This window comes from Streptomyces sp. PH9007, assembly GCF_059813725.1.
Genome location: NZ_CM187440.1, coordinates 4,084,425 through 4,102,213, shown reverse-complemented (window position 1 = coordinate 4,102,213; position 17,789 = coordinate 4,084,425). Strand labels below are relative to the sequence as shown.

The following is a 17,789-nucleotide window of genomic DNA, read 5'->3' as shown; positions in this document are numbered from 1 at the left end:
GCCGGCGGGCCCGCGGACGACGGGCCGGGTCAGGCGGCGGCGAGGGCACCCAGCAGGAGGGCGACGAGGGCGCCCAGGGCCATGAAGGGCCCGAAGGGAACGGCGGTCTTGCGGGTGGCCCGGCGGGCGACGATCAGGATCAGGCCGTAGCCGGCGGCGCACAGGAAGCCGGTGAAGGTGCCGAAGAAGATCACGTCCCAGCCGTACCAGCCCATGGCGACCCCGAGCGGGACGGCGAGCTTGACGTCGCCGAAGCCCATGCCGCGCGGATTGATCAGGAAGAGCACGAAGTAGACGGAGCCCAGGACGAGGCCGCCGAGCAGGGCGCGGAGCCAACTGCCGGTGGCGGAGCCGGACAGCGCCGCCACGCCGAGGGCGGCGGGCAGGGCGGCGGCCAGCGGGAGGGTGAGCGGGTCGGGCAGCCGCTGGACGGAGAGGTCGACGGCGGCCAGCAGCACGACGGCCGGTGCGGCGAGCAGCCAGACGACGAGCTCGGGGTGCGGCCCGGTGGCGGCGGCCAGGGCGGCGCAGACCAGCGCGGTCCAGACGGTGAGCGCCCCGGCGCCCGTGCCGTAGCGGCGGGTGGCGGGCGGGCAGTGCGGGCAGCGTGCGGTGCCGAGCCAGCCGCCCTGGGCCGCGGGCGGCAGGGGGTGGCCGGCCGGGCAGGCGGAGCGCCAGGGTTCCTCCGGCTCGACGGACAGCCGGTAGCGGGGCCGGGCGAGCAGCGGGCCGGTCAGGGCTCCGTACGCGGCGGCGGCGAGGATCAACAGCGGGTGCACCCGGCTGAGCGTACGGGCCTGCCGCACGGAAGCGGCAGGGGTGCGGACGTACTGCGGGCCGGTCTGCCCGAGTGGGGGGAGGGCAGACCGGCCCGCTTGTATGGGGGGACCGGAGCGGGGGGGGGTGGCTCACGGTCCGCCCCGCCAGACGTCGCCGGGGTGGGAGTGACGACGCTGGCAGTTATGGATGTCAGCGTGACTGACTGAGGGAACCCTACCGTACGTGACACTGGACTGTGACCCCCTTCGCACAAGCCCTTCCGTCACACTACCCACGGTCATCCACTGGCCTCATTTCGCGGTCACGGGGGCGCAGGTGAGGGACACGCGCCGGGCGCGCGGGGCCCGGAACAGCCCGGCGGAGGGACACCCGTTCGAGGGGGCACGGCCGGCGCCAGACCCGGGCCGGCGGAGCGGGGCGACTGGGGCCGGAAACCGGCGCGCACTACGATGCCTGCGGTACGCCGGTACGCCGTAACCGCCAGGGGGGAACCATGGCCGCGCACGACGAACACGCCCCACCTCAACCCCAGTTCAGCCCACTGGGACCCAACGATCCACGCGAGATGGCTGGTTACGAACTGCGCGCCCGCATCGGATCGGGCGGCATGGGCAGCGTCTACCTCTCCTACACCCGGGGCGGGCAGCCCATCGCGCTGAAGGTGGTACGCGGCGAGTTCGCCGAGGACCCCGACTTCCGCCGCCGCTTCGCCGCCGAGGTACGGGCCGCCCGCCGGGTACAGGGCCTCTACACCGTCCCCGTCCTGGACAGCAACACCGAGGGCGCCGCGCCCTGGCTGGCGACCGCCTACGTCCCCGGCCTCTCGCTGGCCGAGGCGCTGCGCCGGCACGGACCGCTGCCACTGGAGACGGTGCTGCTGCTGGTCGCCGGGGTGGCGGAGGCACTCGCCTCCATCCACGCGGTGGGCGTGGTGCACCGCGACCTGAAACCGGGCAACGTGCTGCTGGCCACCGAGGGCCCGAAGGTGATCGACTTCGGCATCGCGCAGGCCGCCGACAGCACCGCGCTGACCGGCACCGACGTACGCGTCGGAACCCCGGCGTACATGGCCCCCGAACAGATCATGGGCAACCCGCCGGCCGGGCCGGGCACCGATGTCTTCGCCCTCGGCATCATCGCCCACTTCGCCGCGACCGGCGGCCACCCCTTCGGGGAGGGCGGAGCGCACGGGCTGATGTACCGGATCGTGCAGGAGGACCCCTACCTGGCCCGCGCCCCCGAGGCCCTGCGGCCCATGATCGCGGCCTGCCTCGCCAAGAACCCGGCGCAGCGGCCGGGACCGGCGCAGGTCGTGGAGATGTGCCGGTCCCTGTCCCCCGGCCAGACCCTCCAGCGGCGCGACAGCTGGCTCCCGGCGGGCCTGGCCACCCAGGTCTCGCAGCGTCAGGGCACCCAGCCCCCCACCCCGCCGCCCCTGCCGGCCACGGCCCCGGCGATCCCGCCGCCCCCGGCGGCGAAGCCCCGCCGCACGATGGCGATCGCGCTGGCCGCGACGGCCGTCCTGGCGGCGGTCGCGGGCGGGGCGACGGCGGCCTGGCTGCTGACGGACGGGGACGACGACACCTCCCGGGCGGGCGGCCCGGCGTCGCCGTCGGGGGAGGCACCGGAGACGGAGGCCGGGACGAACACGGACCCGGACACCGTCCCGGAATCGGGTGCGGGCGCGGAGCTGCCGGGAGGACCGGAGGAGCGGGGAGAGGAGATTCCGGAGCAGGACCCGGACGCGCCGTACTGGCTCATCGCCGACGATGTCAGTCTCACGATCAGGGCCCCGCTCTACCAGGAGGACATCACGGCGCACAACGGCCTGTGCTACGGGGCCAACGTCAGCCGGGTCAATCTGGAGGACCTGACGGTCGACACCAAGTCACCGATGGGCAGCATGGGCGATGTGCCGGAGAACTCGCACATCACCTACCAGTTCTGCGGCCAGCCCACGGCGCTGAACGAAGGCATGAGCTTCGACACCGACACGTTCGTCGGTGTCGTCGACAAGCCCGGCCCGACACCGGAGGAGTGCTACGACGCGGCCCACCGCTCGGACGTCCCCAACCCCATCACCATCGAGGACATCCGGAGCGACAGCCTCCTCCGGGAGGACACCGGCATCTGCGTCGAGACCGCCGAGGGCACGCTCGTCCTGCTGTGGATCGACCGGGTCGAGCCCGCTCCGCAGAATCAGGATCTGCGGAACTACCTGATCACGGCCACCCAGTGGAAGCCCAACGACTGACCGCACCGCGCCCGGCGGCTCAGTTGCCGCTGGGCCAGGAGATCTCCACCCGCCGGTTCTTCTGCCGGCCCTCCTCGGTCTCGTTGTCGTACAGCGGGTAGTCCTCGCTGTAGCCGCGGACGTTGAAGGAGATGCCGGACGGGTCCTCGATGAGTTCCAGGAGCACCGTCTGGGTGTTCCGCGCGCGGTTGGCGGAGAGCGTCACGCCGTTCTCGTACGAGCCCAGGTTGTCCGTGAAGCCGAAGACGTTCACCTGCTCGGGCTGGTACTCGTCGATCGCGGCGGCCACCTCGGCGAGAGCGGCGCGGGACTCCTCACTGATCTCGTCGCTGTTCTTGCCGAAGACCACGTCGGTCTGGAGCGTGAACTTGTGCTGTCCGCCGGTGCGTTCCTCACGCTGCTCGCCACCTCCCGTACCCGGCGCGGGGTCGGGTTCGGGGTCGACGGGAGGATCTTCGTTGTTGCCGCCGCTGTTCGGCGGCGGATCGGCGGCACTGCCCAGATCCTCGGTGATGAACTTGATGTCCAGTACCCGGGGTTCGGCCAGCGTCGCTCCATCACCCAGCATCAGACCGGGCGCGTTGGCGTCGATGTCCGGCACCGCCGGTGCCTCGTACCCGGGCGGCTGCTGGTAGTCGTCCTCGGCGTCGTCCGCCAGCGCCGGGGTGCTCAAGCCCAGTACGGCGACGGTGCCGACTGCGGCGACCAGGGAGACCCGGGCGGGTCCAAGCGGTCGATACGTCATCTGGCTCGCCTCTCAGCGGATCTCGATGGTGGCCGGCGGCATGTTGCCGATCTGGAACTGCACCTCGGTCGTCTCCGGGTCCGGCTCGGGGAACTGAGCGAACCACTCAACGGTCTCCCCCTGTCCGATACCCGGGCCGAATCCTGTGCACAGGCAGCGGCCACTGGTGTCGCGCAGGATCAGGTAGCGCTTCCCCTCCTCCGGGGCGACCAGCGAGGCACCCGCCATGGAGAACGCGTTGTCGCGCAGTTCACGCTCGGCACCGGCCCAGGCCACGTCGAACCATGTCTCGCTGCCGTTGTTCTGGATCGTGCCCTCCACCGTGAGGAAGCCGCCGGCTTCCCGCTGGGCGCGGGTGAAGGTCAGCGTGATGCTGTCCTCGCCCGTGCTCTCCGCGAGCACCTCGCCCGAGCCGCCGTCGCCGGGCTCGTCGTCACCGGGTGCGTCGTCCTGTTCACCATCGCCGTCCCCCGAGGGGGCGGGGGTCTGCGACGTCCCACCGTTGCCCGCGGCGCCGTCGTCATCGCCACCGCCACCGCTGCAACTGGCCACCGCGATGACCAGGGCGGCCCCGAGGGCGACCACGATGAGGATGAGGCGGGACTTGCTGTCGCGGAGATCCATCTGCTCGTTCATTCCTTCGCGTGTACTCGGGAGCGGTCATTCATCCAGATACACCTGGAACAGGTCCCGGGCGTCGGGCCAGGTCTCTTCCTGCTCCGGATCGAATGACCAACGCCGTTCTTCTTCGCAGCTGAGTTCGACGAGATCGTCCTCGTCCGAAGTGACGTCGCACAGCCCCCTGATGACGGCGGTCGCACGTACCTGGGCTGTCTGGTTCTCCGTGCCGGGGATGATCGAGTCCCCGACCGTACGGCTGGTCCGCACCGTCACGGTATAGCCGATGCGTGCACGGTCCGCATCGCAGGAGACGACCGTGGCATCGTTTCTGGCCGCCAGCCGGCCTGCCTCCGCACACGCCGAATCGACGGCGAAGCCGTCGCCCGCGAGGATGTCCTCCCAGTCACCGCCACCGTCCAGCAGGCGGTCCCTGGCCTCCTGGGCGGCGGCCAGCGCCGCGGCGTCCGCCGCCGACTGCCCCCCACTGCGGACCACCGAGGCCTGCGCGAAGACGAGGAACGTGAAGGCGACCATGAGGGTCAGCGTCAGTACCGCGATGTACAGCGGGAAGACCGCTCCGCGATCGCCGGTCCGCCGTCCGGTCCTCAGTTGCCCAGGACGTTGTTCACCGCCCGCTGGACGGCATTGCTGATCTGAGTGTCCAGCCCCAGACCGAAGACCGTCCCCACGATCGCCGCGATCAGCAGCAGCAGGCCCGCGTATTCCACGAAGCCCGCGCCCCGGTCGCTGTGGCGGGGGGTCGTCAGATGGGTGACGACCTTCATTCTCCAGTTCAGCAGCATCCTGCTCATGGCGTCCTTTTCCCCCGGCCAGCCCCGTTCCGGCCGGCATGCTCATGCCCCGAGGTGGTATGTGCCCGGCGTTGGGGCTCGGGGAATGACACTGCCCGTATGACGCCTGGTTGAAGCGTGGACGCAGCATGTCCGACCCCCTCCCGCGCCCTGCGGGCCAACCCGTTCACACACCTGTTGGCACTGACTGTGCCACACCCAGGGGCACTTGGGCAGGGAGACCTCGGCAAAGGGACGGTTTCGTGGTCACGGGCGAAGGAAGGGCGGAGTCAGCCACCGTTCAGGATGTCCGTGATGTTCGTGCCCGAGCCGAGGATCATGCCCGCGACGATCACGATCATCGTCGCCGGCACCATGAACACCAGGGTCGCCAGCGTCGCCTTGGGAATCGCCTTCGCGGCCCGGCGGCGGGAGTTCTGGGCGTCGGTGCGGCGCATGTCCGTGGCGATCTGTATCAGCGTCTCGGCGATCGGCGCGCCCAGTTCCTCGCCCTGCTGGAGCGCCGTGACGAACTGGTTCACCGGCTCGGAGTCGTTGCGCCGCCGCAGGTCGTCGAACGCCTGCCGGCGCGACACCCCCATGTCCATCTGCCGTAGCGTGATGCGTACTTCATCGGCCCACGGGCCCTCGTACCGTCCGGCCACCCGCTCCAGTGCCTGCCGGAAGCCGAGACCGGCCGAGACGACCACGGCGAGCACGTCCAGGAAGTCGGGCAACGTGCGGTCGATGACGTCCCGGCGTTCCCTGATGCTCTGCCAGATGACGGCATCCGCCGCGAAGGCGCCGAAGGCCAGGGCGAACAGGGCGAAGAACGGCCAGCCATTGGCGATGAAGCTCAGGGTCGCCAGCGCGCCGAAGATGCCGTACACGGCCCGCCGCGCCGCGTAGCGTTCCACCGTCAGGCCCTGGGGGTTGCCCGCCTGGTCGATGCGGCGGCGTTTGCGGTCCACGCCCTTGGGGCCCATGAGCCGCAGCACCAGCGGTGCGAACCGCATCCCGAGGCGGTCGACGGCCGAGCCGGTCGCCGTCACCCGGGTGGAGCCGATCTCCAGCGCCAGCGCCAGGTCGGGCGGCAGCGGGGTGGCCGTGCGCAGCAGCCGCAGCGCCATCACGATGCCGAAGACCGCGGCACCCATGGCCAGGCCCAGCAGCAGAGCGAGCATGCCGGTGTTCCTCTCGGATCAGACGTCGATGCGGCCGAAGCGGCGCACGACCACGAAGCCCACGGCGTACATCACGAGCGCGATCACCATGGCGATCTGTCCGCCGGGGCTCGCCGTCACCCGGCCCAGCGCGCCCGGCGACATGCCGTTGATCATCAGCAGCGCGCCCAGGCCCAGCAGCGGCACGGTGACGGCGGTGGCGTTGACCTCGGCGAGCATGGTGCGTACCTCGCGGCGGGTCTCCTTGCGCTCCTCCAGGGTGGCGGTGAGGTTCCGCAGGGAGCCCACCATGGAGCCGCCGGCCCGGTTGGCCAGTATCAACGTGGTGACGAGCACGTTCAGTTCGCGCGACGGGAGGCGTTCGCCGAGTTCTCCCAGTGCCTCATCGAGCGAGCGGCCCACGGTGAGCTGGTTGGCGACCAGGGCGAGTTCGGCGCCGGCCGGGTCGTCCATCTCCTCGGCCGCCATGGACAGGGCGGTGCGCAGGGCGAGGCCGGCCGCCGTGCCGTTGGCGATCAGACGGGCCAGTTCGGGGAGTTGGCCAATGAACTTCTCGGTGCGCTTGGCGCGCTGCCAGCCCAGGAAGGCGTTGCCGCCCCAGATCGCGACCAGGGCGAAGACAGGGCCGAAGAACGGCGCGAGCAGCACGTGGCCGACGGCCCACAACACCGCCATCGCGCCCAGCACGTACGCGACGTACTCCCCGGCCGTCAGCTCCAGGCCGGTGGAGTGGAGCTTGACGCGGATCCTGCGGCCCACGGACGTCCGGCGCAGCCGCTGGTCGAGCGCCGCGAACGGGCGGTCCCTGGCCGGGTCCCCGGGGTCGGCGGCGCCCGCCCCGGCGGGCCCGGCGTCCGGGCCGGTGAGCCGGTGCAGCAGCGCACGGCGCGCGGCGCGGCCGGTGGCGTACACGTACAGTCCGGCCACCGCCAGCACCAGCGCGCCCAGCGCGAGGCTCAGGGTGGCCCGCGCCGCGCCGGTCTCCAGTGCGATGGGTACCACTACTGCGCCTCCCGGGTGGACAGTTGGCTGTCGTCCAGGTGGACCCCGAACGCCTGCGGGATCTGCTCGCCCGCCAGGTAGAGCCGGTCGGCGACGGCACGCGGTATCGGATAGTGCCGGAACCTGCCGTGCACCGTGCCGCCCGGGGTGAGCGGCTCGGCGGTGAACTCGGCGATGGTGGCGATCCGGAACGATTCGCGGCCGTGCGAGGCGAGCACCGCGATCTCGGTCAGCCGGCGGGTGCCGTCCGGGTGCCGTACGAGCTGGACGACCACGTCCACCGCGCTGTTGATCTGGTCGCGCAGTGCCTCGAAGGGCACCTTGATCTCGGACATGGACGCCAGCGTCTGCAGGCGCAGCAGGGCGTCCTCGGCGCTGTTGGCGTGCACGGTGGCGAGCGAGCCGTCGTGGCCGGTGGACATGGCCTGGAGCATGTCGAGGGTCTCGCCGCCGCGCACCTCGCCGACGATGACGCGGTCGGGGCGCATCCGCAGCGAGTTGCGGACCAGGTCGCGGATGGTGACCTCGCCCTTGCCCTCGATGTTGGGCGGCCGGGACTCCAGGCGCAGGACATGGCTCTGCTGGAGCTGGAGTTCGGCGGCGTCCTCGACGGTGACGATGCGCTCGCCGTCGGGGATGAGTCCGGAGAGCGCGTTGAGCAGGGTGGTCTTGCCGGACCCGGTGCCGCCGGAGACGATGATGTTGAGCTTGGCGCGCACCAGTCCGGCGAGCAGCAGCACGAGGTGCTGGTCCAGGGTGCCGAAGTCGACGAGTTCGGCGAGGGTGTACGCGCGGGGGAAGCGGCGGATGGTGAGCGCGGGGCCGCTGAGGGACAGCGGGGGGATGATGACGTTGACCCGCTCGCCGGTGGGCAGCCGGGCGTCGACCATCGGATTGGACTCGTCCACGCGGCGGTTGACGGTGGAGACGATGCGCTCGATGGTCTGCATGAGCTGGTCCTCGGAGGCGAAGCGCAGCGGGAGCTGCTCCACGCGCCCGGACCGTTCGACGAAGATCTGGTCGGGGCCGTTGACCATGATCTCGGTGATGGAGGCGTCCTCCAGCAGGGGTTCGAGGATGCCGAGGCCGAGGGCCTCGTCGACCACCCGGCGGATGAGCAGGGAGCGTTGCTGGGTGGAGAGCACCGGGCCCTCGCGGCTGAGGATGTGGCCCAGCACCCGCTCCAGGCGGTCGCGGCGGTCGGCGGTGGACAGCGCGGACATCTCCGCGAGGTCGATCTCCTCCAGGAGTTTGCCGCGGTAGACGGCGACCAGCCGGTTGTTGTCACCGGGTCCGGCGCCGGGCCCTGGCTCCTCCTGGGCGTGGATGCGTGCTCTCAGGCCCATCGCCGGCCTCCCTTCGTCAGTCGCATGGCATGGTCACCGTCTTGCTGGCCCGGCCGAGGTCGCTCATGAACGGCAGGACGGAGGGCACCGTCACGCGGGCGGTGACGGTGGCCTCGTCGCCGCACGCGGACAGTTCGAAGTCGGTGTTCGCGGCCAGCCAGCCGCTCATCGCGGCCCGCCCGCTGGTCTGGTACTGGTCGGCGATCTCCTCCTGGGAGGCGGTACGGGCGGCGGCGCGGGCGGCGGAGCCGGCCTGGAGTGCTGTGTAGCCGGCGATGCCGAGCTGGAGCGCGGCGAGTGAGACGAGCACGAGGAGGGGGAGCCAGCCGGCGAACTCGACGGCGGTGACGCCCCGGTCCCCGTACGCCGTCGCGCTGTCGCCCGCGTCGTCTCGTTCCTTGGGGTTCTCCGGCCGCGCGCTCATCGGTCCTCCTCCACCGCGCCGGCGGTACCGGAGATGGTGATGGGGAGGTTGAACGCGCCGGGGAACAGCACCGGCACCTGGAGTTCGACGCGGGCGGTGCGGACCACGCCCTCCAGCGGGCAGGACACGCTCATCGACCAGGAGGCGGGGATGTGCTCGCGGGCCGCCGTGCCGCAGGCGCCTTCGCCGCCGCCCGCCGCCGCGGCGGCGCGGGCGGCCTCGTCCGCCGCGTTGCCCGCGAGGTGGAAGCCGTAGCCGATGACGGCGCACTGCCAGGCGACGGCGAAGAGCAGCAGGATCAGCGGGAAGATCCCGGCGAACTCCACCATCACCGCGCCGCGGTCACGGCGCGCCGCCCGGCAGGGGCCCGCCGCCGGGTCGGTGGTCCGGCCCGCGGTGCCCGGAGCACGTACGGGGGGCACGGAGCCGAGGGCGTCCGCGTCTCCGGTGGCCCCGGCGGTGCGTGCGGCTCCGGCCGGTACCGGGCGCGTACGGGAGGACCGGACCTGGCGTGCTGTACGGCCGGGCCGTCCGGGCCCGGGGCCGCCTCGCGGCGCCCCGGCCGGGAAGGCCGTCCTCATCCCCGGCGTCCCTTGCGCCGGCTGTGGCCGCCCCCGCCCGCGGGCTGCGGGGCCGCCAGGCCGAGTTCGGTGGCCAGCGCCCACATGGCGCGGCGCACCGGCCCCTTGACGTCCAGGTCCTGGATGCGGCCGGCGTCCTGCGCCTCCTGCAGTTCCTTGAAGTTGGCGGGCACCGCCTGCCGGGCGACCTGGGTGCCGGTGATCCGGGAGATCAGCTGCGGCTGGATCGCGCTGGAGCGGGTGAGCCGGTTGACGACGGTGGTCACACCCTCCGCCTTGCGGATCTGGAGCCGGTCCCACATCCGCACCATGCGGTTGACGGCCCGCACCGAGATCACGTCGGGGGTAGTGACCAGCAGCGCGGTGTCGGCCAGTTCCACGGCGGCGGCGGTGGCGGCGTTCATCTGCGAGCCGCAGTCCACCACCACCGTGTCGTACCGGGCGCGTACCGCCGCCAGCAACTGCCGGGCGGTGGTGTCGGTGACGTCCTCGCCGCGTTCCCCCTCGGCCGGGGCGATCAGCATCGACAGGCCGGTGCGGTGGGTGAACACCGCCTCGGTCAGCACCTGCGGGGAGATGTCGCTGATCCCCGCCAGGTCGGCCAGCGAGCGGCGGAACTGCACGTCGAAGAACGAGCCGACGTCCCCGCTGAGCAGGTCCAGGTCGACCAGCACCACCCCGCGCCCCTCCGGCCGCTGCGCCGCCAGCGCCAGCTGGGTGGCCAGCAGGGTCGCGCCCACCCCGCCCTTCGCGCCGGAGACGGTGATCAGCGTGCCGCCGGGGCCGGTGCCGAAGCTCTCGCCCGCGCCCAGGTGGCGGCGCATGCCCGCGGCCCACTGGGCGGCGGCGGCCAGCCGGGTGGACAGTTCCTCGAAGGACACCGGCAGCCCGGCCAGACCGCGCGCGCCCGCGTCCATCGCCGCCGAGTAGAGGCCGGCGGTCGGATCGGCGGAGATCAGCACCACGCCCACCGCGGGAAAGCGCAGCGCGACCTCCCGGATCAGCTCCAGCGCGGGCAGCGGTCCGATGCGCTCGTGGACGACCACGACCTCGGGCAGCCCGGCCACCGACTCGTGGGAGAGCGCGGCCAGGATCTCCAGCAGGGTCGCCGAGTCGGGCACCGCGCGCATCGGCTCGGTGCCGGGCAGCTGGCTCAGCAGCGTGATCAGTGAGCGCGCGGTGTCCGGGTCGCCCACCGCCGGGAGAATGCGCGTCGTCATCCCTGCCACCCCAACCCCATGCTCATCACGGAACCATCCCCAACGGTGCGCCGCTGTGCGGGCTGCCGCTCATGTCGCCCACGATGGTGTACGTGCGCTCGTCCTCGGGGATCTCCTGCTCCTCCCCGGGGGCGACCAGCGCCAACCGCACCTGCTCGGCGAACGCCTCGGCGAAGGTGACCCGTTCGGCGTCCAGATGGTCCAGGGCGAAGGTGATCGGCACCGCCTGCGTCGTACGGCGGTCCTCCTCGACCTCCGTGAGGTCGCCGACCTCGATCACCTCGGCGTTGTTGACCATCAGCCGGACGAACTCCATCTCCTCGCTGTCGTCGGCCGAGGTGTCGCGGGCCCGGAACGCCGCGTACAGGTTGATCTTCGCGCCGGGGTAGATCTTCCCGGCGACCCCGGTGGAGGCGTCGATGAGCACCGCGATCTCCTGCTGGCCCGGCGCGAGTTCCGGGCGGTCGGAGATCATGTCCTGCTGGAGCAGCGAGCCCTCGCGCAGCGGCGAGACCGCGACCTTTCCCTCGATCTGGGACAGCTCGGTCACCGCCGAGTCGGGTATGTACCGCTCGGGGATGGTGACTTCGCGCAGCTGGGCGGCGCGCAGCTCGGTGTACGGCTCGACGTCCTCGCTCAGCTCGTACGCCGTGACCTCGGGGCCGACCTTCGACTCCACGTCGTTGATCACCGCCACCACCCCGACGAACGCGCCGAGGGCGAGCAGGACCGAGACGATCAGCAGAAGCGAACCGCGGCGCTGTCGAGCGTTCATGGGGTCTTTCTACCTTCTGCTTCTGACAGCGCGTCGGCCGTTGTGGATATCGGTGCGAAAAAACCGCTCACCGCGCGAGTGCCTTGCGCTGACCGCCGCCGCTCGCGCCGCCTATCGCTCTCGGTACCCGGTCCCGCGCCGCCGGAACCGGCGCGGAGCAGAACGCGCAGCGGTCCCCGATGAGGGTGAACCCGCACCAGTGGCAGGCTTCCTGACGCATCGAGGACACCATCTGGTACAGCAGCGAGGCGTCCTGGATGGCGGCGGCGAACTCCACCAGCTTGTTGGTGCGCCACCACGACGGCGACTGCTCAGGCAGCGGCACCGGATGCACCCCCTGCACCTGCCACTGCCGGGCCAGCTGCCCGGTGACCCACTCGCTGCCGAGCTGGCCGGGAGCGTAGGTGAGGGTGGTGGCGAACTGCGGCCCGGCCAGGCCGACTCCGGAGGCGCGTACGAGCTGGGCGGTGGGCCTGGCCAGCACGGCGTGCGGCCCCGAGGCCGAGGAACGCGGCCCGGTGACGGCGGGCAGCGCGACCGGCAGCCGGTCGGCGCGGGACGCCGAGCCGAGCAGCGCGCCCGCGTAGATGTAGTGGGACAGCAGCCGGGCGGCGGCGCCCAGCACCCCGGGGCTGAAGTCGCACACCGACAACTGCCGCAACTGCCGGACCAGAACGGCCGCGCCCAGGGGTGGGAGGGAGGTCGGCAGCAGGGCTATCCGGTCGCTCTCCAGCATGGCGCGCACGGCGTGCAGCCGCTGGACGTAGCCGCGCGGGGTGGTGGCCGGGTAGACGGCGATCACGTAGCCGTGGCGTTCCAGCAGCCCGGCCGCCTCCGCCAGGGCGGTGGGGAAGTCCTGCCCGCCGGGCGGGGTGAGGACATGGGCGGCCGGGGTGTGCGGATCCGTGGCCGGCAGCACCAGATCGGCGCTGGTCACGGCGATGGCAATCGGCATACCGCCCCCTCCCGTCGGGGCGAAGCCTAGCGGCAGCCGGGCGTGCTCCGGTAGCTGAGGGCGTAGGCCACCTTGCCGGGCTTGTCGGCGGACAGGGGGGCGGAGAGCGAGGTGAACTCCTTGGTGCCGAAGGCGTCCAGGCGTCCCAGCTGCTGCGCGGTGCGTCCGCTGCCGGGCAGTTCGGTGCCGGGGTCGAGAGCGACCATGGCGCGCGAGGTGTCCTCGATGAGCGCCAGGTAGCCGCTCAGGTCGGTGCGGTCGTACCCGGCCGGGTCGAGGTCGCTCTGGGTACGCAGCCAGCCGGCCCAGGAGAACTCCAGGAACTCCGGGCTCGGTCCGTCGTCGGGCTTGGCGTAGCCGATGTCGCGGGTGAAGTAGACCAGGGAGCGGTACGGGTCGTCCGCCATCGCACGCAGGCCGAGGCGGGCGGGCAGCTGGGCGGGGGTGATGGGCCGGTTGTCGGCGTCGCGCAGCCACACGTAGCCGCGGCTCTCCATCTCGCGCCAGAACGCGCGTTCGTCGAGCCGGCTCAGGTTGTCCGTGACGCGCACCCGGATCTTCATCTTGGTGCCGCCGTCCGGCATTTCGAGGAAGCTGGTGAAGGTGTGCCGTCGGTGAGGTAGAGCCGGCCGCGCGGGCCGACGACGACGGTCTTCATGGCGGCCAGGGACTCGGCGGTCTCCTGGCCGAGCGGGATGGTGCAGGTGAAGCGCTGGGGCTTGTCCAGGCGGGCGTTGGCCTTGACGGTGGCGGCCTCGCCCTGGCCGTTGGCCTCGCACCAGTCGTCGTACTTCTTGTTGGGCTTGCCGCGTTCCTCGTCCTTGGTGCTGGTGTAGCGGCCCAGCTTGTAGCGGATCTGGTCGTGGCCGAGCGCGGCCTGGGTGGGCGTCAAGTCACCGAGCTTGACGGTGATCAATTCCCCGGCCCGCGGCTTCGCGGCGGACTGGGCGCCGGCACCGGGCGCGGCGGTCGCGGTGCCGGCCGAGCCCAGCGCGGTCAGTACGGTCAGTACGGTGAGCAGCAGCGCGAGGCGCCGCGGTGTCCGGGAGTGGGTCATACCGGGCAACATCACAGCCCGGCATGACCGAGGGGTGGCGGCCGGGTGGCGGCCGGGCGAACCGGAACCGCATTCGGGTGCGGGTACGGCTTCGCGTGCGGGTGCGGCCGCCCGCACGCCGGCGGTCAGAAGAAGGTGCGGATGTAGTCGGTGACGGTGCCGTCGCCCGCCACCAGCGGAATCAGCGGCCACTTCTCGAAGATGGTGCACGGGTGCGACAGCCCGAGACCCACCCAGTCGCCGACCTCCGGCGGCTCGGCGCCGCCGTCCGCCCCGGCCTCCGGGTCCGGCACGACGAAGGCGTGCTGGTCGGCGAGCCGGGACACCACCAGGCCCGCGCCGCCGCGCACCGCGCCCCGGGCGTCGCGGATCACCTGGACCTCGGGCAGCCCCAGGTCGTACGAGAGGTCCCGCTTGCCCGCGTTGATCAGGGCCAGGCCCGGTTCGGGGCGGGAGACGACCTGGGCCCACAGCCGGAACGCGGGCAGCAGCGACCCTTCCTGCGGGACACGGCGGAAGGGGGTGACCCCGCGGTAGCGGCCGTCGTCGTGGCTGATGTACGCGCCGGAGCGGAGCATCTTGCACACCGGCCGGGACAGATCGGGCAGTTCCTCGAAGACCTCGGCCACCGCGTCGAACCAGGCGCTGCCGCCCGCGCTGATGATGATCTCGGGAGTGTCGGCGAAGCGCCCTTCCTTGTCGAACTCCACCACCAGCGAGGACAGCGCGTTCAGCCACTCGCGCACCGTGTCGCCGTCCGCGTCCGGCAGCTCCCCCTCGTAGCCGCCGACCCCCACCAGCAGCAGGGACTCCGTACCCTCCACCGCGTCGGCGACGGCCGCCGCCTGCCGGGCATCGCGCACCCCGCTGCGCGCGCCGGGCGCGCCCAGCTCGACCACGACCTCCACCGGCCGGTTCCCGCCGACGGCGCGCAGGGTGTCGTCCATGAGTTCCACGCCGCGCACCGAGTCCACGTAGCACACGCACCGGAACTCGGCGTCCTCCTCCAGCTCTCCGGAGAGCCAGGTCAGCGCGGCCGGGTCGACCAGCTCGTTGGCGAGGAAGACGCGGCGGACACCGAAGGCGCGGGCCACCCGTACCTGGTGCGGTACGGCCAGGGTGATGCCCCAGGCCCCGGCGTCCAGCTGGCGCTGGAAGAGCTGCGGCGCCATGGACGTCTTGCCGTGCGGGGCGAGCACCATGCCGTGCCGGGAGGCGAAGCGGTCCAGGGAGCGCACATTGTGCTCAACGGCCTCTGCGGACAGCGTCAGGACAGGGGTGGTGAAGCCGCCGGTGTACAGATCACGCCGCTGGGCCCGCAGCCGCCCCACGGTGGCCCCGGCGGCGTCGGGCGGCAGCCCCTTGAACCGGTGGTCGACGACCTCGTCCGCGAGCTGGTCCAGGGCGGCGGTGCTCATGGCGACTCCAGGGGGGCGGGGCGGGCGCGGGGGGCCTCACCTTGATTAGCACCGTGTACGTCACCGGTCAACGCAGTGCGATCGCCCGAGGCCATCGTGGGCCGGGGCTGTCCGTAGGGGGCCCTCGCTCCGGTGGGGGAAAACACAGGGCGCCGTCCGTCGCCCGGCCGTAGGGTGGCGGACATGCAGGTGATCCAGTCGGCGAAGCTCGCCAATGTCTGTTACGAAATCCGCGGCCCGGTGCTCGAGGAGGCCATGCGGCTCGAAGCAGCGGGTCACCGGATCCTCAAGCTGAACACGGGGAACCCTGCGGCGTTCGGGTTCGAGTGCCCGCCGGAGATCCTCGAGGACATCCTGCGCAATGTCTCCAGCGCGCACGGGTACGGCGACGCGAAGGGGCTGCTGTCGGCGCGCCGCGCGGTCATGCAGCACTACCAGACCAAGGGCATCCAGCTGTCGGTGGAGGACATCTACCTGGGCAACGGGGTCTCCGAGCTGATCCAGATGTCGATGCAGGCGCTGCTGGACGACGGGGACGAGGTGCTGGTCCCGGCGCCCGACTATCCGCTGTGGACGGCGTCGGTGTCGCTGGCCGGCGGTACGGCGGTGCACTACCGGTGCGACGAGCAGGCCGAGTGGATGCCGGACATCGCCGACATCGAGCGGAAGATCACCGACCGCACCAAGGCGCTGGTGGTGATCAATCCCAACAATCCGACCGGGGCCGTCTACAGCGACGAGATGCTGCGGCAGCTGGCGGACGTGGCGCGGCGGCACCGGCTCATGCTGTGCTCGGACGAGATCTACGACAAGATCCTGTACGACGGCACCACGCACACCCCGATGGCGGCGATCGCGCCGGACGTGCTCACCCTGACCTTCAACGGCCTGTCCAAGAACTACCGCGTGGCGGGCTTCCGCAGCGGCTGGATGGCGGTATGCGGGCCCAAGGAGAACGCGGGCAATTACATCGAGGGCCTGACGATCCTGGCCAATATGCGGCTGTGCGCCAATATGCCGGCGCAGCACGCGGTGGCGGCGGCGCTGTTCGGCCGGCAGTCGATCGAGAAGCTGGTGCTGCCGGGCGGGCGGATCAAGGAGCAGCGGGACGTCGCGTACGACCTGCTGACCCAGATCCCGGGGGTGACCTGCGTCAAGCCGAAGGGCGCGCTGTACGCGTTCCCCCGGCTCGACCCCAAGGTGTACAAGATCAAGGACGACCGGCAGATGGTGCTGGATCTGCTGCGCGCCGAGAAGATCATGATCGTGCACGGCACGGGCTTCAACTGGCCGGAGCCGGATCACTTCCGCATCGTGACGCTACCGTCGGTGACGCAGCTGACGGACGCGGTCACCCGGATCGGGAAGTTCCTGGACGGCTATCAGCAGCAGTTCTGATCAGGGCCGGTCCTCGGCCGGCTCCTCGCCGGTGTCCTCGTCGCCGCCCTTCTCCTCCTCGTCCTGGTTCTGCGGGTTGTCCAGGGCGGGGAGGCAGAACGGCCAGTCGCGGAAGTCCTCGTGCTGGGACCACAGCTGGTAGGCGGCCTGGATGTTGAACTCCGGGTCGAAGGCGTCCAGCGTGGTGCCCCCGGCCTGGCGCACCCGGAAGTCGGTGAGCTGGAACAGGCCCCAGTTGCGGGTCCCGTTCTCGTTGGCGAGGACATAGAACGGGTCGAGGCGGGACTGGCAGCGCGAGATCAGCACCGCCTGATCGCCGGCCTCGCCGGGGAAGACCTCGCGGATGCGGTCGGTGATCTCCTCCTCGCTCCAGGTGGCCACCTGCAGGTCGGACTCGTACAGCGCGTTCTTGGTCTCGTCCCCCACGACCCCGTTGACGGGAAGGTCGGAGAGCACCTGGAAGGCTGTGACCCGGCGCAGCGTCTCGGGGCCGTACTGGGCGTCGACGACCAGGGGCAGACCCCGTTCGACGAGCAGCTTCTGGAGTTCCTCGACGCAGCCGTCGTGCCGGCCCATGGCGAGGGGCTCGTCGCACACGCCGCTGAACAGCGGGCGGTCGTCGGCCGGTTTCCCGGCGGTGCTGTCGCCGGAGGAGCCGTCCCTGTCCCACAGCACGAAGGCACCGGCGGAGACGATCAGCGCCGCTGCCGTTCCCGCCGCCAGCCAGCGGCGGGAACGGCGCGACCCCGCCGCCACGTCCTTCGCCGGATCCGGGCCCGGGTCGGGGGCCTGGTCCTGCGGCGGTGCGGCGGGCTGGGGGGTGATGGCCGCTACCGGGCTCAGTTCGGGGACCTGCGCCGGCTCGGGTGATGGCTGTACGTCTTCCCCCGCCGTCACCTCGGCCGGCGCGGGTACGTCCCCACGCCGGTATTCCTCATCGGCCAGCACCCACAACCGGTGCAGTTCGGTCAGGACCGCCCGGTCGGCCTTGCAGGCCCGCGCGAAGCGTTCCACGGTCGCGAACTCGCCGGGGACGCCCTTGCCCTGGCAGTAGCGGTGCAGTGTGGAACGGCTCACCCCGATGCGGCGGGCCAGTGACTCAAAGCTGTGACTGGTACTGTCCTTCAGTTCACGCAGCCGCTCGGCGAATGCCTCGATAGCGACGGCGCCTTCGCGTCCTTCGGGCATATCTCCCCCAGTGGTCCAAGTGCCTGTCACCGGCAGCTTAGTGACCAGCG

Annotated in this window: 17 protein-coding genes and 1 pseudogene; 2 read left to right on the top strand and 16 right to left on the bottom strand. The window is 71.7% G+C overall.

What is annotated here, in order from left to right; all coding sequences use genetic code 11:
- Window positions 1–29: 29 nt before the first annotated feature.
- Window positions 30–779, bottom strand: a complete 750-nt coding sequence (locus tag ACTFAP_RS18975) for a prepilin peptidase (RefSeq protein WP_495681647.1) — start codon at window positions 777–779, stop codon at window positions 30–32.
- A gap of 566 nt (window positions 780–1,345) precedes the next feature.
- Here ACTFAP_RS18975 and ACTFAP_RS18970 point away from each other — a divergent pair.
- Window positions 1,346–3,034, top strand: coding sequence for a serine/threonine-protein kinase (locus ACTFAP_RS18970; RefSeq protein ID WP_500466940.1), 1,689 nt, complete (start codon window positions 1,346–1,348; stop codon window positions 3,032–3,034).
- Between the two features lie 19 nt (window positions 3,035–3,053).
- Here the strand turns inward: ACTFAP_RS18970 and ACTFAP_RS18965 are convergent, their stop codons facing one another.
- The 14 genes and pseudogenes from ACTFAP_RS18965 to ACTFAP_RS18900 all read right to left on the bottom strand — a co-directional run bounded on the left by ACTFAP_RS18965 (window position 3,054) and on the right by ACTFAP_RS18900 (window position 15,153).
- On the bottom strand, window positions 3,054–3,779 hold the full coding sequence (locus ACTFAP_RS18965) for an OmpA family protein (RefSeq protein WP_500466939.1): 726 nt from the start codon (window positions 3,777–3,779) through the stop codon (window positions 3,054–3,056).
- A 12-nt stretch (window positions 3,780–3,791) separates the two neighbouring features.
- Window positions 3,792–4,415, bottom strand: a complete 624-nt coding sequence (locus ACTFAP_RS18960; protein WP_400010045.1) for a hypothetical protein — start codon at window positions 4,413–4,415, stop codon at window positions 3,792–3,794.
- Between the two features lie 24 nt (window positions 4,416–4,439).
- Window positions 4,440–4,934, bottom strand: coding sequence for a hypothetical protein (locus ACTFAP_RS18955; protein WP_500466938.1), 495 nt, complete (start codon window positions 4,932–4,934; stop codon window positions 4,440–4,442).
- Between the two features lie 71 nt (window positions 4,935–5,005).
- Window positions 5,006–5,212, bottom strand: coding sequence for a hypothetical protein (locus ACTFAP_RS18950; protein WP_234306781.1), 207 nt, complete (start codon window positions 5,210–5,212; stop codon window positions 5,006–5,008).
- A 269-nt stretch (window positions 5,213–5,481) separates the two neighbouring features.
- Window positions 5,482–6,375: a DUF5936 domain-containing protein gene (locus ACTFAP_RS18945; protein ID WP_432744208.1), complete on the bottom strand. Its 894-nt coding sequence runs from the start codon at window positions 6,373–6,375 to the stop codon at window positions 5,482–5,484.
- A gap of 18 nt (window positions 6,376–6,393) precedes the next feature.
- On the bottom strand, window positions 6,394–7,377 hold the full coding sequence (locus ACTFAP_RS18940; protein WP_390117502.1) for a type II secretion system F family protein: 984 nt from the start codon (window positions 7,375–7,377) through the stop codon (window positions 6,394–6,396).
- On the bottom strand, window positions 7,377–8,723 hold the full coding sequence (locus tag ACTFAP_RS18935) for a TadA family conjugal transfer-associated ATPase (RefSeq protein ID WP_390117504.1): 1,347 nt from the start codon (window positions 8,721–8,723) through the stop codon (window positions 7,377–7,379). Before ACTFAP_RS18935 ends, ACTFAP_RS18940 begins: the two co-directional genes overlap by 1 nt.
- Window positions 8,724–8,739: 16 nt before the next feature.
- Window positions 8,740–9,147, bottom strand: coding sequence for a TadE/TadG family type IV pilus assembly protein (locus ACTFAP_RS18930; protein ID WP_500466937.1), 408 nt, complete (start codon window positions 9,145–9,147; stop codon window positions 8,740–8,742).
- On the bottom strand, window positions 9,144–9,569 hold the full coding sequence (locus ACTFAP_RS18925; RefSeq protein WP_495681641.1) for a TadE/TadG family type IV pilus assembly protein: 426 nt from the start codon (window positions 9,567–9,569) through the stop codon (window positions 9,144–9,146). Before ACTFAP_RS18925 ends, ACTFAP_RS18930 begins: the two co-directional genes overlap by 4 nt.
- Before the next feature lie 155 nt (window positions 9,570–9,724).
- Window positions 9,725–10,948: a CpaE/TadZ family protein gene (locus ACTFAP_RS18920; RefSeq protein WP_500466936.1), complete on the bottom strand. Its 1,224-nt coding sequence runs from the start codon at window positions 10,946–10,948 to the stop codon at window positions 9,725–9,727.
- 25 nt (window positions 10,949–10,973) lie between these two features.
- Window positions 10,974–11,723, bottom strand: a complete 750-nt coding sequence (gene cpaB / locus ACTFAP_RS18915; protein ID WP_390117510.1) for a Flp pilus assembly protein CpaB — start codon at window positions 11,721–11,723, stop codon at window positions 10,974–10,976.
- A 67-nt stretch (window positions 11,724–11,790) separates the two neighbouring features.
- Window positions 11,791–12,678 carry a hypothetical protein gene (locus ACTFAP_RS18910; RefSeq protein ID WP_390117512.1) on the bottom strand — a complete coding sequence of 296 codons (888 nt, stop codon included), beginning with the start codon at window positions 12,676–12,678 and terminating at the stop codon, window positions 11,791–11,793.
- Window positions 12,679–12,704: 26 nt separating this feature from the next.
- Window positions 12,705–13,735, bottom strand: a pseudogene (locus ACTFAP_RS18905) (ParB/Srx family N-terminal domain-containing protein).
- Window positions 13,736–13,860: 125 nt separating this feature from the next.
- Entirely contained in the window at window positions 13,861–15,153 is a 1,293-nt protein-coding gene (locus tag ACTFAP_RS18900; RefSeq protein WP_400010060.1) for an alanine racemase, read from the bottom strand.
- Between the two features lie 183 nt (window positions 15,154–15,336).
- On the opposite strand from ACTFAP_RS18900, the gene ACTFAP_RS18895 reads away from it, so the two are divergent.
- Complete coding sequence (locus tag ACTFAP_RS18895) at window positions 15,337–16,551, top strand: pyridoxal phosphate-dependent aminotransferase (protein ID WP_390117518.1); 1,215 nt, start codon at window positions 15,337–15,339, stop codon at window positions 16,549–16,551.
- Here ACTFAP_RS18895 and ACTFAP_RS18890 read toward each other — a convergent pair whose 3' ends face one another.
- On the bottom strand, window positions 16,552–17,739 hold the full coding sequence (locus ACTFAP_RS18890; protein ID WP_500466935.1) for a helix-turn-helix domain-containing protein: 1,188 nt from the start codon (window positions 17,737–17,739) through the stop codon (window positions 16,552–16,554). It abuts the gene before it with no gap.
- Window positions 17,740–17,789: the final 50 nt, after the last annotated feature.

Bases quoted from the DNA above. Each gene is read 5' to 3' on its own strand.
- ACTFAP_RS18935 (WP_390117504.1), bottom strand. From the start codon at position 8,723: ATGGGCCTGAGAGCACGCATCCACGCCCAGGAGGAGCCAGGGCCCGGC.
- ACTFAP_RS18910 (WP_390117512.1), bottom strand. From the start codon at position 12,678: ATGCCGATTGCCATCGCCGTGACCAGCGCCGATCTGGTGCTGCCGGCC.
- ACTFAP_RS18930 (WP_500466937.1), bottom strand. From the start codon at position 9,147: ATGAGCGCGCGGCCGGAGAACCCCAAGGAACGAGACGACGCGGGCGAC.
- ACTFAP_RS18900 (WP_400010060.1), bottom strand. From the start codon at position 15,153: ATGAGCACCGCCGCCCTGGACCAGCTCGCGGACGAGGTCGTCGACCAC.
- ACTFAP_RS18920 (WP_500466936.1), bottom strand. From the start codon at position 10,948: ATGACGACGCGCATTCTCCCGGCGGTGGGCGACCCGGACACCGCGCGC.
- ACTFAP_RS18955 (WP_500466938.1), bottom strand. From the start codon at position 4,934: ATGGTCGCCTTCACGTTCCTCGTCTTCGCGCAGGCCTCGGTGGTCCGC.
- ACTFAP_RS18945 (WP_432744208.1), bottom strand. From the start codon at position 6,375: ATGCTCGCTCTGCTGCTGGGCCTGGCCATGGGTGCCGCGGTCTTCGGC.
- ACTFAP_RS18960 (WP_400010045.1), bottom strand. From the start codon at position 4,415: ATGAACGAGCAGATGGATCTCCGCGACAGCAAGTCCCGCCTCATCCTC.
- ACTFAP_RS18950 (WP_234306781.1), bottom strand. From the start codon at position 5,212: ATGAGCAGGATGCTGCTGAACTGGAGAATGAAGGTCGTCACCCATCTG.
- cpaB (WP_390117510.1), bottom strand. From the start codon at position 11,723: ATGAACGCTCGACAGCGCCGCGGTTCGCTTCTGCTGATCGTCTCGGTC.
- ACTFAP_RS18895 (WP_390117518.1), top strand. From the start codon at position 15,337: ATGCAGGTGATCCAGTCGGCGAAGCTCGCCAATGTCTGTTACGAAATC.
- ACTFAP_RS18890 (WP_500466935.1), bottom strand. From the start codon at position 17,739: ATGCCCGAAGGACGCGAAGGCGCCGTCGCTATCGAGGCATTCGCCGAG.
- ACTFAP_RS18970 (WP_500466940.1), top strand. From the start codon at position 1,346: ATGGCTGGTTACGAACTGCGCGCCCGCATCGGATCGGGCGGCATGGGC.
- ACTFAP_RS18965 (WP_500466939.1), bottom strand. From the start codon at position 3,779: ATGACGTATCGACCGCTTGGACCCGCCCGGGTCTCCCTGGTCGCCGCA.